Origin of the sequence: Aminobacterium sp. MB27-C1 (assembly GCF_030908405.1) — a bacterium.
In the GTDB taxonomy this organism is placed as follows: domain Bacteria; phylum Synergistota; class Synergistia; order Synergistales; family Aminobacteriaceae; genus Aminobacterium.
Window position 1 is genome coordinate 1,517,444 of the sequence record NZ_CP133089.1, and the last position, 16,015, is coordinate 1,533,458.

At 41.6% G+C, this 16,015-nt stretch carries 16 protein-coding genes; 3 read left to right on the top strand and 13 right to left on the bottom strand.

What is annotated here, in order from left to right; genetic code table 11:
- Positions 1-3 precede the first annotated feature (3 nt).
- Entirely contained in the window at positions 4-1,149 is a 1,146-nt protein-coding gene (locus tag RBH88_RS07370) for an AI-2E family transporter (RefSeq protein ID WP_307879503.1), read from the bottom strand.
- A 37-nt stretch (positions 1,150-1,186) separates the two neighbouring features.
- Positions 1,187-2,113 carry a carbon-nitrogen hydrolase family protein gene (locus RBH88_RS07375; RefSeq protein WP_213691184.1) on the bottom strand — a complete coding sequence of 309 codons (927 nt, stop codon included), beginning with the start codon at positions 2,111-2,113 and terminating at the stop codon, positions 1,187-1,189.
- 206 nt (positions 2,114-2,319) lie between these two features.
- On the opposite strand from RBH88_RS07375, the gene RBH88_RS07380 reads away from it, so the two are divergent.
- A complete protein-coding gene (locus RBH88_RS07380; protein WP_213699773.1) occupies positions 2,320-3,663 on the top strand; it encodes an MATE family efflux transporter in 1,344 nt (447 codons plus the stop codon).
- Between the two features lie 20 nt (positions 3,664-3,683).
- Positions 3,684-4,256: a TetR/AcrR family transcriptional regulator gene (locus RBH88_RS07385; protein ID WP_213689870.1), complete on the top strand. Its 573-nt coding sequence runs from the start codon at positions 3,684-3,686 to the stop codon at positions 4,254-4,256.
- Positions 4,257-4,316: 60 nt separating this feature from the next.
- On the opposite strand, the gene guaA is transcribed toward RBH88_RS07385, so the two are convergent.
- From guaA to murJ, 6 genes are all read right to left on the bottom strand, one after another.
- A complete protein-coding gene (gene guaA, locus RBH88_RS07390; protein ID WP_307879504.1) occupies positions 4,317-5,849 on the bottom strand; it encodes a glutamine-hydrolyzing GMP synthase in 1,533 nt (510 codons plus the stop codon).
- 145 nt (positions 5,850-5,994) lie between these two features.
- Positions 5,995-7,635 carry a chaperonin GroEL gene (gene groL / locus RBH88_RS07395; RefSeq protein WP_213690281.1) on the bottom strand — a complete coding sequence of 547 codons (1,641 nt, stop codon included), beginning with the start codon at positions 7,633-7,635 and terminating at the stop codon, positions 5,995-5,997.
- A gap of 39 nt (positions 7,636-7,674) precedes the next feature.
- Positions 7,675-7,965: a co-chaperone GroES gene (gene groES, locus RBH88_RS07400; protein ID WP_213690282.1), complete on the bottom strand. Its 291-nt coding sequence runs from the start codon at positions 7,963-7,965 to the stop codon at positions 7,675-7,677.
- 206 nt (positions 7,966-8,171) lie between these two features.
- A complete protein-coding gene (tsaD, locus tag RBH88_RS07405; RefSeq protein ID WP_213690283.1) occupies positions 8,172-9,185 on the bottom strand; it encodes a tRNA (adenosine(37)-N6)-threonylcarbamoyltransferase complex transferase subunit TsaD in 1,014 nt (337 codons plus the stop codon).
- Between the two features lie 6 nt (positions 9,186-9,191).
- A complete protein-coding gene (locus RBH88_RS07410; protein WP_213690284.1) occupies positions 9,192-9,749 on the bottom strand; it encodes a hypothetical protein in 558 nt (185 codons plus the stop codon).
- The gene (murJ, locus tag RBH88_RS07415; RefSeq protein ID WP_213690285.1) at positions 9,739-11,325 is read right to left on the bottom strand and encodes a murein biosynthesis integral membrane protein MurJ; all 1,587 of its coding nucleotides are present in this window, start codon (positions 11,323-11,325) and stop codon (positions 9,739-9,741) included. Before murJ ends, RBH88_RS07410 begins: the two co-directional genes overlap by 11 nt.
- A gap of 45 nt (positions 11,326-11,370) precedes the next feature.
- On the opposite strand from murJ, the gene RBH88_RS07420 reads away from it, so the two are divergent.
- Positions 11,371-11,847: a hydrogenase 3 maturation endopeptidase HyCI gene (locus RBH88_RS07420; RefSeq protein WP_213690286.1), complete on the top strand. Its 477-nt coding sequence runs from the start codon at positions 11,371-11,373 to the stop codon at positions 11,845-11,847.
- Here RBH88_RS07420 and lptB read toward each other — a convergent pair.
- From lptB to thrC, 5 genes are all read right to left on the bottom strand, one after another.
- Positions 11,820-12,548 (bottom strand): LPS export ABC transporter ATP-binding protein, encoded by a 729-nt coding sequence (lptB, locus tag RBH88_RS07425; protein WP_213690287.1) that lies wholly within the window; start codon positions 12,546-12,548, stop codon positions 11,820-11,822. The two genes, RBH88_RS07420 and lptB, sit on opposite strands and share 28 nt — an antisense overlap.
- Positions 12,529-13,305 carry an LptA/OstA family protein gene (locus RBH88_RS07430; protein ID WP_213690288.1) on the bottom strand — a complete coding sequence of 259 codons (777 nt, stop codon included), beginning with the start codon at positions 13,303-13,305 and terminating at the stop codon, positions 12,529-12,531. The genes lptB and RBH88_RS07430 overlap by 20 nt, the downstream gene beginning before the upstream one ends.
- 86 nt (positions 13,306-13,391) lie before the next feature.
- A complete protein-coding gene (locus RBH88_RS07435) occupies positions 13,392-13,826 on the bottom strand; it encodes an ACT domain-containing protein (RefSeq protein WP_213690289.1) in 435 nt (144 codons plus the stop codon).
- Between the two features lie 77 nt (positions 13,827-13,903).
- Positions 13,904-14,812: a homoserine kinase gene (gene thrB, locus RBH88_RS07440; protein ID WP_213690290.1), complete on the bottom strand. Its 909-nt coding sequence runs from the start codon at positions 14,810-14,812 to the stop codon at positions 13,904-13,906.
- Positions 14,809-15,858 (bottom strand): threonine synthase, encoded by a 1,050-nt coding sequence (gene thrC / locus RBH88_RS07445; protein WP_213701125.1) that lies wholly within the window; start codon positions 15,856-15,858, stop codon positions 14,809-14,811. Before thrC ends, thrB begins: the two co-directional genes overlap by 4 nt.
- Between the last annotated feature and the right edge of the window lie 157 nt (positions 15,859-16,015).

The window sequence follows — 16,015 nt, forward strand, 5'->3', positions numbered from 1 at the left end:
AAGTCACTCTTTCGCCCGATCTGAAGGAGTCTCAATCGGACTTGTTTTCACGCTGTATTCTCGTATGTAGCCCTTCCAGATATTTCTATAGCTATCAAGCAAAAAGACAAAAAGGCTTATGATCAAAGGCCCCAAGAACAATCCGAGAAAACCCCAAGATGCTAAACCCCCGACAACACCTATAAAAATAATAAGTACGTGAGCTTTTCCTCCGCCAGAAATAAATATGGGACGAATAAAATTATCGACCATACTCACAATGGTAAGTCCCCAGATTGAAAGAATAAGAGCTTCTTTTATCTGCCCATTGTAAAAAAGATATATAGCTCCCGGCCCCCAAATAAGTGGTGTACCAATAAAGGGTATCATTGCCAGCAATGCCATAATTGCGCCAAAAAGTGCAGGGCTAGGGAGTCCTACATACCACCATCCCAGAGCTCCGAGAACACCCTGAATACCGGCGGTAAGGGTGATGCCATAAATAACCGCTTGTAGAATTTGCTTTGCCCTATTGAAAAAAGCTTCTTTTTCTTTTAAAGGAAGAGGCACAATATCATTTACATAGTCTAGAATAACGTGTCCGTCTCTAATCATGAAGAAAGAAGCCACAACAATAACTATAAGTTGATAAAGGATACGTATAGAATCTCCCAAAAAAGATCTGGAGGTATCTGCTAACGTGGAGGCAATCCATGACCCAATCTGTTCTATGACATTGACTAAGAAGGGATAATCCTCTAAGAAAGGACGTATTCTATTGGCAATTATTTCAGGGAAGAAAAGATTCATCAGTCCTTTGCCTTGTTCAATGTTCACCTTTGACAAAATCGAGGCGAGATGTCCATATATTCGTATTCCTTCCCTAGCCAGTGTAACGCCTACAAAGATGGCTGGTACAACTATAAGAAGAATGAGAATCGCTGTGGATAGGACAGCTGCAACGTTAGGGTATTTCCCCTTAAATAATTTTCCGTGAATAATTTTATAAAAAGGATAAACAAAAAACGACAATATGGCTGACCATGCCAACGGACGAAGCAGATTAAAGGACACCAGATATGCAAGAGCACCCAATGCTAAAAAAACAATTGTAAACGGAAGGAAAAAATTTCGAATCCGTTTATAAGGCCGCCGACTCTGGTATGTCAAAACAATCTCTCCCATCCCACACTTCAATTATAAACATTTATTTTTCATGAACTATTAATTCTGTAACATCTGGCCTCGAATAGTGGCCGCAGACATCAAATTCCATTCTAGCCCTTGCAGACTCATCGGGATTAATGTCGGCATAAATGATGCATTCTTTATCCCAAACAGGTTCAGTAACATAGTGACCGTAAGGATCGATAATGGCAGAGCCTCCATTACAGGGTGTATCAGGCAGCTTTTCAATTTCAGCAGCAGGGCCATGGTATCCAACAGGATACATTTCTTTTGTAAAATACTGATTAACATGAAAAACATAACATTTGCCCTCAATAGCAATGTGCTTAATAGTACTATGCCATTCAGGATTATTGTTAGTATTGGGGCATAGATATAATGAAACCCCCTTCTGATAAAGTGCTACACGAGCGAGAGGCATATAGTTTTCCCAGCAAATCAAAGCTCCCATTTTCCCCCATGGCGTATCAACTACAGGAAAATAATCCTTGTTGGCATCTGCCCAAATCACTCGTTCTGTACCTGTAGGCTTCAACTTCCGATGATTACACAGCAGGTCTCCTTCCGGGGAGAAAATCATATTGGAACAGTACAATGAACCATTATTATAGTCCCGCTCGGTATAGCCTATGCTAACATAGGCACGTGCCTCTTTTGCTGCAGCACCTATCTTATCAGTATCTCCACTAGGGCAGAGGAGTGCATTGTCATAATAGATTTTCCAGTCATCTCGACAAGCTTCCGTTCGTGAACCGACGGTAAATCCATATGTCAATCCATACGGATAACAAGGAATAATAGACTCAGGAAATATAATCAATTCTGCTCCATTCGCGCCAGCTTCTCTAATTTGTCCACAAACCTTTTCGATAGTGGAATTCTTATCAAACATAACTGGGGAAGCCTGGACCAAGGCAACTTTTAAATATTTTGATAAGTCTTTCATAGCAACCTCCAAGCAAAATACAACTTATATTGTCCAACAGTAAAAGTATACCAGTTCCATAGACAAAGAGTATATAGATTTATTGTTGATTATAAAATCACCTTGATTTATAATATCGAATTCGTATTCAATATATACCGCAAGTTGACGGTGTATTTTTTTACTCTCATTATTGAATATAAATTCATTTTTAAGGAGATACTCGAATGAACAAAGAAGAAAGAGTTCAACTTATGTTACATGGAGATTTAAAGAAAACCTTATTAAAAATGGGTATTCCAACCGTGTTTGGAATGCTTATCAATGCTCTGTATATCGTTGTTGATGGCTATTTTGTTACTGGACTTGGTACATCGGCTTTTGCCGCAGTCTCTGTAGTATTTCCATTGGTTCAGATTGTTATTGGGATCGGTCTCGTTTTCGGTACAGGAGGTTCTTCCTATATAGCTCGATTGCTGGGAGCTGGGGAAAAAGAGCGTGCTAATCGCACTGCATCTACGACCCTGTTCGGCGGGTTGATAGGAAGTATTTTTTTCATAGTCCTTTTTCTCCTGTTTATCAAACCTCTGCTCTTTACGTTGGGAGCTACTGAACAAAGCTATGGTTTTGCCCACAAATACGCCACTATTATCCTATCTGGATCAATATTCAATATTCTGTCTATCATAATGGGCAATTTAACGATAGCGGAAGGACGCGTAAAACTTACTATGATAGGAATGACAACAGGAGCTGTTCTCAATATTATTCTTGATCCAATTTTTATATATACTCTGTCCATGGGTGTTTCTGGTGCTGCCATTGCCACTGTCTTAGCAGAATTCATTGCTAATATATTTTATTTCCAGTTTATTTTACGGAAGAAGAGCTATCTTCATTATTCTCTCAAAAACTTTCGACCAGATAAAATTATGTTGCAAGAAATTTTCAAGATTGGTCTCCCTAGCTTTTTTGTTCAACTGCTTACTAGTCTTTCTATGGGGTATACCAATCAACAAGCCAGAATGCTTGGCGGAGATGACATGGTGGCAGCAATGGGCGTCATGTTACGCTTGATGGCATTGGGATCTTTTGTGGTTTTTGGTTATACTAAAGGTTATCAACCCGTTGTTGGAGCAAATTATGGAGCAAAACAGTATCATCGAGTACGCTTGGCTATCCGCACTACTCTTCTTTGGCTCACTAGTTTCTGCGCTATTTTTGGAATATCGATTGCTCTTTTCAGTCATCCCATCGCTATGGCATTTTCAAACGACTCTTTAGAAGTTTCAAAGCTCGCCTCAAAAGCACTTTTATTAAATGGGCTTATCTTCATTGGTTTCGGATTTCAATGTACCTATTCGCAGGCGTTTCTGGCGCTAGGGAGAGGTAAGGAAAGTTTTATACTGAATATATCTCGACAAGGAATATTTTTCTTCCCAGCAATGTATTTTTTATCTAAATACTTTGGGATCAAAGGTATTTTTTGGGCTCAACCTATAGCTGATATTTGCACGATTATCCAAACGTTATTTTTAGTTCTTCGAGCAAATAAAACACTGCACTTTTGACAATAAGGGGGAGGAAGTTTATGCCGCAAGTTTTAAAAGAAGAAATTCGTGAACGAATTTTTTACGCAGCAGAGGAAGTTTTTTATGAAAAAGACTTTCGAAGTGCAAAAATGCAAGACATTGCGAATCGTGCAGGGATTCCGGTAGGACTTATCTACTCCTATTATAAAAACAAAGAAGACCTGTTCAATGATGTAGTTGAACCTGTATATTTTGCTTTTCATCAAGCAATTAAAGAAGAAGAATCGTCTCTACATGGATTTACTTCGAAAAGTTCTCAAGATGCTGGAGTAATATATATGAACAACCTTTTTGCAAATCATAAAAAACTTGTAATTTTAGTGGACAAGGGCTCTGGGACAAAGCACGCACACGCAAAAGATGAGCTTGTTCATATTCTTGAACTTCATATTCGGAAAGCGCTAGATTCAAAAACAATCAGACACTATGACAACATGCTTATTCACATTCTAGCATCCAATTTTACGGAAAGTTTGCTGGAAATTGCACGCCATTACAAAAATGATCAATGGGCTCAAGAGATGTTTGCTTTAGTTAATCAGTGTTATTTCAAGGGAGTTGACTCTTTGTGAAAAAGCAGAGCGGCTTCAAAAGAAGCCGCTCTGAATATTTATAGAATTATTTGTAAGCGCTTACTCCCACTCTATAGTGGAGGGTGGCTTACTGGTAACATCAAGGACAACCCTGTTAATTCCCTTAACAGCATTACAAATTCTCCGAGACGTTCTATCTAATACATCGTAAGGAACACGCACCCAATCAGCAGTCATTCCATCTGCAGATTCAACTGCACGAAGAGCAACCACTTCAGCGTAGGTTCTTGAATCTCCCATAACTCCTACGGTCTTAACTGGCAAAAGAATACAGAAAGACTGCCACACTGTAGGATAGAGGTCACTCTTTGAAAACTCTTCTCTAAAGATTTCATCTGCAGCTCTTAATGTCTCAAGACGTTCTTTTGTAAGTTCTCCCAAGCATCTCACTGCCAGGCCAGGACCAGGGAAAGGCTGTCTATTAACGATATCGTCTGGAATTCCCAATAATGTACCTATTGTCCGCACTTCGTCTTTAAAAAGATCGCGCAGAGGTTCAAGAACCTTTAGTTTCATATCATCAGGCAATCCACCAACATTATGATGGCTCTTAATGACAGAAGCACCTTTTCCTTTTTGACCGCTCTCAATAACGTCTGGGTAGAGAGTTCCCTGAAGAAGCCATTCTGCATCCTCAACTTTAGCTGCTTCCGCTTCAAAAACGCGTATAAAGGTCTCCCCTATTATCTTTCGTTTTCGTTCAGGATCGGTAACACCCTTTAGGGCTTCCAAGAAACGATCACTAGCGTCCACATAATGCACATTAAGATCTAATTGCTTATATTGCTCCAAAACTCGCTCAGCTTCCTGATACCTTAATAAACCATTATTAACAAATATACATTCGAGACGATCACCAATAGCCTTTGCAGTCAACACAGCAGCGACAGTTGAATCGACTCCGCCAGAAAGACCACAAATGACTCTAGTATTCTGGGTCGTCTTTTTTATATCCTCAACCATGGTATCAATCCAGTTTCCAAGATCCCAATCTCCAGTACATGAACAAATATTGAAAAGGAAGTTGGAAAGAATTGCCGTTCCGTTCTGCGTATGAGCAACTTCAGGATGAAACTGCAATCCCCAAATATGTTTTTCTTCCATTGCGAAGGCTGCAGGAACCCCACCATCTGTTTCTGCCAAAAGCTTTGCCCCATCTGGAAGTTTGGAAATATGATCACCATGACTCATCCATACTTCAAATGTCTCAGGCACACTCTTCAAAAGCAAAGAATTCAACTCTTTCAGAGAAATGGCTGTTCGCCCATACTCCCGGCTTACTCCGGAATCGACATGCCCACCTAAAAGTTTTGTCAAAAGCTGCATTCCGTAACATACTCCCAAAATAGGAACACCAATATTAAAAAGATCTGCAGAAACAGTTGGGCTGCCTTCTTCCATAACGCTCTGAGGTCCACCAGATATAATAACGCCACGAGGCTGACGTTGACGAATATCGTCAACAGAGGTATCCCAAGGCAATATTTCGCTATGCACCTTCAGTTCCCTTATTCTTCTAGCTATCAGCTGTGTGAACTGAGAGCCACAATCAAGAATCACTATATTATCCATTTACATTCCTCCGAAAAAGAGCAAAATTCTCAAGGTAAATTCGTACTTCAATTATATTACCAGAAAGAGAAAAGAGGGAAAAGAAAAGCCTCCACTTTCGTGGAGGCTTTTCTTCATATTTATATTTTGTCGATTGCTGATATTCCTAATACATGCCTTCCATTCCGCCCATGCCACCCGGGCCACCCGGCATTGGAGTAGCACTCTTAGGTTCTGGTTTGTCAGCAACAATAGCTTCAGTGGTCAGAACCATAGCTGCAATGGAACCAGCATTCTGCAATGCGCTGCGTGTAACCTTTACAGGATCAATAATTCCGGCCTCAATCATGTCAACATATTCGCCGGTAGCAGCATTTAGACCATTACCAGTCTTCAAGCCGCGAACTTTCTCAACAATGACATCGCCCTGATATCCAGCATTCTGAGCAATAAGATGCAACGGAGCTGTAAGGGAACTCAACACAATTGTACCGCCAGTTTTCACATCGCCGGCAAAATCCTCAAGATATGTCTCAAGGGAAGCAAGGCAGTTGATTATAGCAACACCGCCACCTGCAACGATTCCTTCCTCAACAGCAGCTCTTGTAGCGTTAAGAGCATCTTCAATACGATGTTTGAGCTCTTTCTGCTCTGTCTCAGTAGCAGAACCAACCTGAATGACAGCTACGCCGCCAACAAGCTTAGCAAGGCGCTCCTGAAGTTTCTCTTTGTCATAATCGGAAGTAGAATCTTCAAGCTCTCGTTTGATCTGAGCAGCTCTCTTACGAATTTCGTCTGGGTTGCCTGCACCCTCAACGATAGTTGTCTCTTCTTTTGTAATGCGAACTTTTTTGGCTTTTCCGAGCATGGAGATATCTGCACTATCAAGTTTGATGCCGATATCTTCACTAACAACCTGACCGCCGGTTACAATGGCGATATCGTTAAGCATTGCCTTACGACGCTCACCAAATCCTGGGGCTTTAACGGCTGCAACCTGCATTACGCCTCTCAGTTTGTTAACTACGAGAGTTGCCAAAGCTTCTCCCTCGATGTCCTCAGCAATGATCAAGAGAGGTTTACCTGTCTGAACAACTTTTTCGAGAATAGGAAGAAGGTCTTTGATATTGCTGATCTTGCCATCGTGAATAAGAATATAGGCATCATCAAATGCTGTTTCCATTCTCTCAGGATCAGTTACCATATAAGGGCTGATATATCCTTTATCAAACTGAAGTCCTTCGACCATTTCGAGAGTGGTTCCTACGGTCTGGCTATCTTCTACTGTGATAACTCCATCCTGCCCCACTTTATCCATAGCTTCAGCGATAAGCTGACCAATAGCAGAATCATTGGCGGAAATAGAAGCTACCTGAGCAATTTTGTCTTTATTTTTAACGGGAATAGCCATCTTTTTCAGCTCATCCACGACGAAATCGATAGCTTTGTCAATTCCCTGGCGCATAAGCATACCGTTAGCACCAGCCGCAACGTTTTTCATACCTTCACGGATAATTGCGCGAGCCAAAACTGTAGCTGTTGTGGTACCATCTCCAGCTACATCATTTGTCTTGGAAGCAACTTCTTTTACAAGCTGAGCTCCTGTATTTTCAAAAGGATCTTCCAATTCGATTTCTTTCGCAATGGTAACACCGTCGTTGGTAATTGTGGGAGATCCAAATTTTTTCTCAAGAACAACATTACGTCCTTTAGGACCAAGTGTTACACCAACAGTATCAGCTACTTTATCAATACCACGCAGCATTGCATGGCGTGCTTCTTCACTAAAAGTAAGGATCTTCGGCATTTTTATTTTCCCCCTTAATAGAGATCTCGTTCTCGACTCTTACTTCTCAACGATAGCGAGTACATCGCGCTCGCTGAAAATGACAAATTCGTCTCCGTCAAGCTTTACTTCAGTTCCAGCATATTTACTAAAAATAATGCGATCGCCGACTTTAACTTCAAGAGGAAGCTTCTGTCCGTTTTCAAGAACCTTACCGGTTCCCACTGCAATAACTTCTCCCTCCTGGGGTTTTTCTTTTGCAGTGTCTGGAAGAACAATGCCTCCCTTTGTTTTCTCTTCCTGATTGATGACCTTAACGACAAGACGATCACCAAGTGGCTTTAAATTCATTCGAGAATCCCTCCCTAAAAGATAAATATCTCTTTTAACATATTAGCACTCAATGTCATCGAGTGCTAACCGAACGGCTTAGATATTAATTGTCCTGCTTTTGAATCTCAAGGATGGTTAAATGTAATTAGCTGAATTTATTCTTGATAATCCATCATTTCCTCGTTATTTCTCCTATATTCTTACTTTTAAATTCTTTTAAAATACTAAACCAGTGTCCATGAGGGGTTAGGCGCTAACAAAAGATCTGATATATCCCCTTTTTGATATCTATTGAAGGCAGCTGCTGCAATCATTACAGCATTGTCAGTGCAACGAATTGCTGGAGGAATAAAAACCATCCAATCCTTTTTTTTCATCAGAGCCTCTCTCAATCCTCTATTAGCTGCAACGCCACCAGAGATAGCAACTTTCCGAATACCTGTAACTTCGACCGCCCTTTCTAGCTTGGTCATAAGGGCTTCCACTGCAGCTTTTTGAAATGAAGCGCATAAATTTGCCACTGGGAGTTCGACTTTCTTCTCTTTCAAATCATTCACAGCCCACAACACCGCTGTTTTCAAACCACTAAAACTAAAAGCAATTTCATTACTGGATTTTAACGGGACAGGAAAAGAAAAGGCTTTAGGATCGCCTTCGTGAGCGAGTGAATCGATCACTGGCCCCCCAGGATATCCCAAATCCAATAGTTTGGCCACCTTGTCGTAAGCTTCCCCCGCAGCATCATCACGAGTAGCACCTAAAAGACTGTATCTGCCAAAATCTTCTACCAAAACTATCTCTGTATGTCCTCCTGAAACAATAAGACAGATAAAAGGTGGAACTAGGTCAGGAGATGCTACAACGTTTGCAAAAAGATGTCCCTCAAGATGGTTAACGCCAAGAAGGGGCAACTTCCATGTCTGAGCCATAGCCTTTGCAGTCATAACCCCTACCATCAAAGACCCCATCAAGCCGGGACCTGCTGTGACTGCAACAAGAGAAAGCTCTTGAGCCGGTTTAGTTATGCCGGCATCGCCTAATGCTTTATGAACAAGAGGCAAAATAGCCTCCAGGTGCTTTCTCGACGCAAATTCAGGCACAACCCCCCCAAAAGGGGCATGATCTTTAATCTGGCTCGATATTAAATCAGCCTTTACGTTCCGCTGTCCTTCCAATATAGCAACAGCAGTATCATCACAACTACTTTCTATTCCTAATGTTAAAAAGCTTTTTTTCACCTATTGTCACCTCTTTGGTACATTGAAAACCCCGGTGTATTGCTCATATGAGAGTTCTACATTTCGTCCTTTAATCACATATTTAGATGGAACCGAAAAAGCTAACGTTCCAATTGTGTCGGGAGGCAAATCACCCATAGCCATAAAATCTTTATTCGTCAAAATATCCTTTGGATCGACGTTATGAGTGCCAACTTTTATATTTTCTGGAGAAAAATCCCATCTTTTTATGGTCTTATAGCGCATAACAAAGAGTGCTCTGTTTCGCAATTCTTTATTTGAAAAATGGCTGGCGTGCCATTTTAACCAATCAGGAGCATGCGGATCAGAAACAATCCCTTTAGAAAGAGATTCATCAACATAAATAAACGCAACTTGAGCTCGCGCCCCAATGACCATGTCTCCCAACGCTTCTCCCTCTATCCAAATTACAGTTGTTCGTTCATCAATTTTTTGTTGCAGAGTATCGGCTGCGCTTGCAGGCATGCTTGAACAAAAAATAGAGATAGCTAAACACAATAGAAAAGCAATTTTTTTCCCGCAGCGCGTTGTTCTATTGATCATTATGAGAATCTCCCTTCTGGTCTGTCTCTTTCTTTTTTGTAAATGCTCCTCGCAACCACTGCCATTCATGAAATTTAAAAAGCAATGTTCCCACACCATAAATCGCCGCACCCAGAATCATTACAGCAAATAGCCAGCTGCATCTTACAATAAGGCTCTCCTCAATGGGAAAAGGATAGAGAGCTTTAAATTTCAATAACGCAGCTGTCATAATTCCTAATATGGTCCCCATCCGAAATGTCCACTTCATACCCAAAATTTCTAATGGATGATTAATTCTCCGAGCTAAAAGATATCCACCAACAAAAGAAGAGAAGGTGAATCCTAAAGACGCAGCAAGAGCCAAACCGGCAAATCCCATAGGCTTAACAAGAATAAGACAGAATATAACATTGGAAACCACGCTCGACAATGTTACAAGTAAAGCTGAACGGGGGGTGCTCTGTGCATAAAGTCCCCTGAGAAGAACAGTTGTACAAGCCATTCCAGGTAGTCCCCAAGCATACATAGCCAAAGCAACTCCTGTTGCATGCCACGCCCAAGCGTTAAAGGCTCCCCTAAAAAATAATATATTAACCACTTCATCAGCAACGAGAACAAGACCCACTGTAACAGGAAGAACCACAAAAAGAGCAAACCGTACCGCATCTCGCATTGTCTCTCGAAACTCCTTTGTATCGCCAACCGCACAACGAGAAAGTTCCGGCAAGACTGCCTGAGATATGGCAATTACAAAAAGTCCTAAAGGCAATTGGATAACTCTATTGGCATAATTCAAAACAGAAATAGCCCCATCCTGAAGAAAGGATCCTAACATACGACTTATAACGGGATTGACCTGATTCAACGATAATCCAGCGGCATAAGGAAAGAAAAGTTTCATTACTTTTCGAAGTTCAGGATCTTTGAATCGAGGCTTTTCCGGCAAAAGCATTATCCCTTTGAATCCACTCCAAACCCATTGGAGAGCCATTTGACAAAAACCTCCAGCCAAAACGGCAATAATAAGTGTCCATATTCCAAAACGAGAGGCCATTACGAGAAGAATGATGAGATAGACAATATTGCTCAGCGCAGGTGCTATAGCTGGAACAAAATAAGAATCAAGACTATTAAGAACCCCCATAGCTAAAGCAGCAAGCGAAACAAAAATTAAAAAAGGGAACATCCATCGTGTCATAGAAATTGCCAAAGAGGCTTTGACAGGGTCGAAACCTGGGGCCATAATTTTGACAAGATAGGGAGACAAAAGGACTCCCCCTAACACAACAGCTGAACCTGCCAGAAGGAGAATGCATAAAGATTGCCGCGCTAAGTTCCTAGCCTTGTCTTTTCCTTTTTGAAGAAGAGTCTGGGAAAAAACAGGCACAAACGCAGCCGAAAGAGCTCCCTCTGCCAGCATTTGTCGAGATAGATTAGCTAACGTATATGCAATATAGAAGGCATCAAGTTGACTTGATGCCCCAAAAATAGCAGCTGTTACAATTTCTCGCGCTAAGCCTAAAATTCGGCTAGCAAAAGTTCCAACCATCATTACTAGAGCGTGTTTAACCATTCGGGAAACACGAGAGGACATGAAATACGCCTCCTGAAAAAATTAGCAAGAAATGAGGTGCTTTCTTTGAGTTCTATTATACTTTGGGGTATTGGCAACCCCCTTTTTGGCGACGACGGTGTCGGTCCATTTGTTGCTGACGCGCTACGAAAAGAAGGACTACAACGCTCGATAACCGCTATTAATTGCGAAACTATGCCTGAAAATTATGTTGCTGATTTAAGACGGAAAAGTCCAAACACACTTCTCATCATTGATGCTGCCGATATGAATCTTGCTCCTGGTTCTCTTCGGCGCATTCCTTTTGACATGGTAGAAAATATCAGCTTCAGCACTCACGGCTTACCGTTAGGAATGCTTCTAGGAGATTTAGTGCAAAAGATCTCTGTCATCTACATAGGAATACAACCATCAAACCAAGATCTAGGGGCTCCTATATCAAACGAAGTAAAAAAGGCCGCTCAAGAGCTTCTCGTAATACTTGGAAAAGAAGATTTTGAAAGTATACCCCTACTTCACCATGAAAACCTGTCACCCAAATAAAATTTTCTTGCAACATCACTCTGGGCAACTTCATCGGGGGAGCCTTCTATTACTATTTCTCCCTGATGTATAAGATAGGTTCGATCTGTAATAGCCAAGGTGTCACGAACATTATGATCCGTAAGCAAAATACCGTATCCCTTAGCTCGAAGACTCAATATAATCTGCTGAATATCGTAAACAGCAATAGGATCTATGCCGCTAAAGGGCTCATCAAGCAATATAAAATCCGGCATTATGGAAAGGCACCTGGCTATTTCGACTCGACGCCGTTCTCCACCACTGAGAGCATACCCAGGAATATTAGCTAAATTAGTCAGGCCAAATTCTTCCAGTATGTGGGAAACCATCATATCCATTTCTTTCTTACTCTTTCCCTGTTCTTGGAAAATAACTTCTATATTTTCTTTTACTGTAAGATTTCTGAAAACAGAGGCCTCTTGAGGAAGATATCCCACACCTATACGCGCTCGTCTGAACATGGGGAAGGGTGTAATGTCTCTTGAATCAATCATCACTCGACCTGAGTCAGGTTTAATAAGACCTACAATCATATAAAAAGTGGTCGTCTTTCCTGCACCATTAGGACCAAGGAGCCCCACAATTTCACCCATATGAACATCAATATTCACAGATGAAACTACAGTGCGCCCTTTATAGGCCTTACAAACATTACGGGCCTTAAGAATCTTTGCGCTCATCTTCTGAGTTTCCTTTCTTATCCTGCATCTGAATTGTAACTTGGGGTTTTCCTGATGCAGACATCTTTCCTGACTTCGGAGAGTAAAGTATTTCTTCTGCTCTTAGCGTACGTTCCGGCTGTACCGCGAGAGCATTGCCTCGCACTTTTACCAGATCCTGAGCTTGGGAATAAACAGCGTTAGAACCTGTAATACGAGTTTTTTGTCCATCAGTTCCAGTTATGATAATTACAACATTTCCAGAAGCTTGAATATCCGATGTTTCCCCATTCTTGATTTTTCCTTTTATTGAAGAAGCTGAAAGAAACATTTTCTGCTGACTGTCCTCAAATTTTTTTACTTTTTCTGCTTCAAAAGCAGTTTTACTCACTTTCAGCTCCTGAGCCTCTACAGAACGCGGCCCAATATACCCAGATACGCCTCCTAACAAGGAATACCAACCATTTTCAGAAAGGTCGCCTTCCAAAGTCGTACTCTTAAGATCTACAGGTTCTTGTTCCCATTTTCCAGTAATATGAACTCCACCTAATAGAGTCACGTGGCGATTATCAAGATTTCCCTTTCCAGTAGGAGCCATAATAAGCAAATCAACTCTCTGTATGCGAACGTTGCCATCAGCAGTAAAATCACCTGTTCTAGAGTGATACACCATGCTATCTGCCGTTACATGGGCCTCTACCGCCCATAAAGTACCTGCACAGATACAAAGCAAGGCCAAAATAGTTAAAATTTTTACATGCCTGAGGCTTTTTTTCATATACCTTACACCGTCCCCGTAAAAGATACGACGTAAAAACGCCGCAGTTATTCTACATTATATCTGCTATTGGAAGAAGCTCTCTATTAGGACTTCTTCTTTTCTTGAAATTTCCACTCTAAAGCCTCTATGGCATCGTCAACAGTAGAAGATGAAACAACGCATGTCACAGCACTTTCCGTTGCTAAAATCATATCAATATTTATGCCTTTATGAGCGAGAGCAGAAAAAACCTTTGAAGGAAGTTTTATATCAGTTCCATCAATCAAAACAGATACCTTCGCGATCTCAGAATCAAAGGTTACCCCCTGCGCTCCAATTTCCATAGACACAGCTCGGCAAACACGTATTGCTCCCTCTATTCCACTCTTTTGAACTAGAAAAGCAATATCATTAACTTGTCCTCTCATAACGCTCTGAACAATCATTTCCACTCTGATTTCAGCATCGGCAAGGGCAGAAAACAAAGAAGCAGCTATACCTGGAATATCTGGAACCCCCAACAGGGCAACTTTGGCCACATCTAAGCTTTTCTGAATCTGACTGTTAGTTTTCTTTTTGGCAGTTATTTTAAAAACCTCCCCTCAAAAGTGTAGATTTAAAGCACGCTTAAGCCTTCACGCTCTTCACTAAGAACAAAAAAACGGGAGCGAATACCGTATCGTGAAAAGATGGAGCACATATGTCTGGCAACGTCTCCTGCAACTTCTTCTGTAAAGGCTATCATACTTGGGCCAGATCCGCTAATGGCAACTCCGAGACAACCGGGAGCATTAGAAAGTTCGTTAAGTATATCTTCTCCACCAGGAAAAAGGCGAGCTCGAAAAGGCTGATGTAACCGATCCCCCATAGCCCAAGGTAAATTGTTCCAATTGCCGGTACTCCACGAAGCAGCAAGAAGGGCTGCTCGGCTTATATTATAAACAGCATCTTTCAAAAATACTTTTTCGGGAAGGGCATCTCTGGCACTTTGTGTACTTACGCGCACATCAGGAACAGCGACAACAGCAAATATGTTTTCAGGTAAGGGGGGCAATTTAACAAACCTGACATTTTCTTCATCAATGCCGCTCACAACCATACCTCCCATACAACAAGGAACGACATTATCCGGATGTCCTTCAAGCTGAACCATTAACGGCAATAATTCTTCTTTAGGAAGAGGAGCTTCTCTCAACACATTAGCAATAGCTATACCAGCGACAATCGCTGTGGAAGAACTTCCCAATCCTCTAGCCATAGGAATAGCATTTAAAGAACACAGGTCAAGGCCAGGTGGATCTATTCCCCATTTTTTACAGGCATACTCATAACTCTGGACAAGGGCATTGTTATCTTGGCATAACTCTCCGCTACCTTCCCCTATTACTTCAATGTTATATGAGCCTGATTTTAAAAAACCTTTAACATCGAAAAAGTTGTATAGCGTTAATGCCAACCCTAACGTATCAAATCCAGATCCTAAATTAGCACTTGAAGCCGGAACTTTTACTCTAAAAAGCCTCATAGTCCTAAAACTCCCCCCAACGCTTCAATTGTGCCATCGACAGCAATAGGATCAGGCAATCCCTTGAGAGGAGCATCGGGGTCCTTTAAACCATTTCCAGTGAGGATAAGAACAATGCGCAATCCCTGCGGTAGTTTTCCACTCCTCTTCAATTTGAGAAGAAACGCAAGAGGAGCACACGAAGCGGGTTCTGCAAAGACACCATCATGAGAAGCAAGTTCACGTTGAGCCTCAAGAATTTCTTCGTCAGAAACAGAAGCAAATTGGCCACAACTCATTTGAATGGCCTTAATAGCTTTTTCAGCATTTACGGGGTTACCGATTCGAATAGCAGTAGCAACTGTCTCTGGATTCTCCACAGTATATCCACGAACAAGAGGTGCAGCTCCCTCTGCCTGCACCCCCATCAAACGAGGCATAGTATTTATTTTTCCTATCTCTTTGTAGTATTCCAACCCTGCAGCGTAAGCACTAATATTTCCAGCATTTCCAACAGGTAAAACGATCCAATCGGGAGCCACCGACAATTCGTCGCAGATTTCCCAAGCGGCAGAACGTTGCCCCCAAAGGCGATAAGGGTTAAGAGAATTGACAAGGGTAACTTTTTTAGATGAGGCAAGTTCTCTCGCCAAACGTAGAGCTTCATCGAAATTTCCTCGTACAGCAACAACCTTTGCACCGTAAATCAGAGCCTGCGTTAGCTTCCCTAAAGCTACTTTTCCCTCTGGCAATAAGACAAAACATGAGAGTCCCGCAGATGCTGCGTAAGCAGCTGCAGAAGCAGAAGTATTTCCAGTAGAGGCACATATAACGGCATTCGACTTTTCTTCAAGAGCTTTAGCCACAGCCATAACCATACCTCTATCTTTAAAGGAACCACTTGGATTAAGGCCATCAAACTTAGCCCAAAGAGTGACGTCCAACTCACGACTCAAGTTTTTTAAAGGAATAAGAGGAGTATCCCCTTCAAGCAACGTTATACGTGGTGTTACCTGAGTTAGAGGTAGATCCTTCTCGTATCTATATAGTATTCCCTGCCTAGCCATTTTTCGCCCTCCTTAAAAAATAAAAAGCCCACATCTCTCCAAATAGGAGACGATGTGGGCTACACTCGCGGTTCCACTCCATTTCCGGCATAAGCCGGCTCTCTTTCCGCAACAGATAATAGGGTGCGGTTTCCGTGTCTTATCCCTATACTACAGG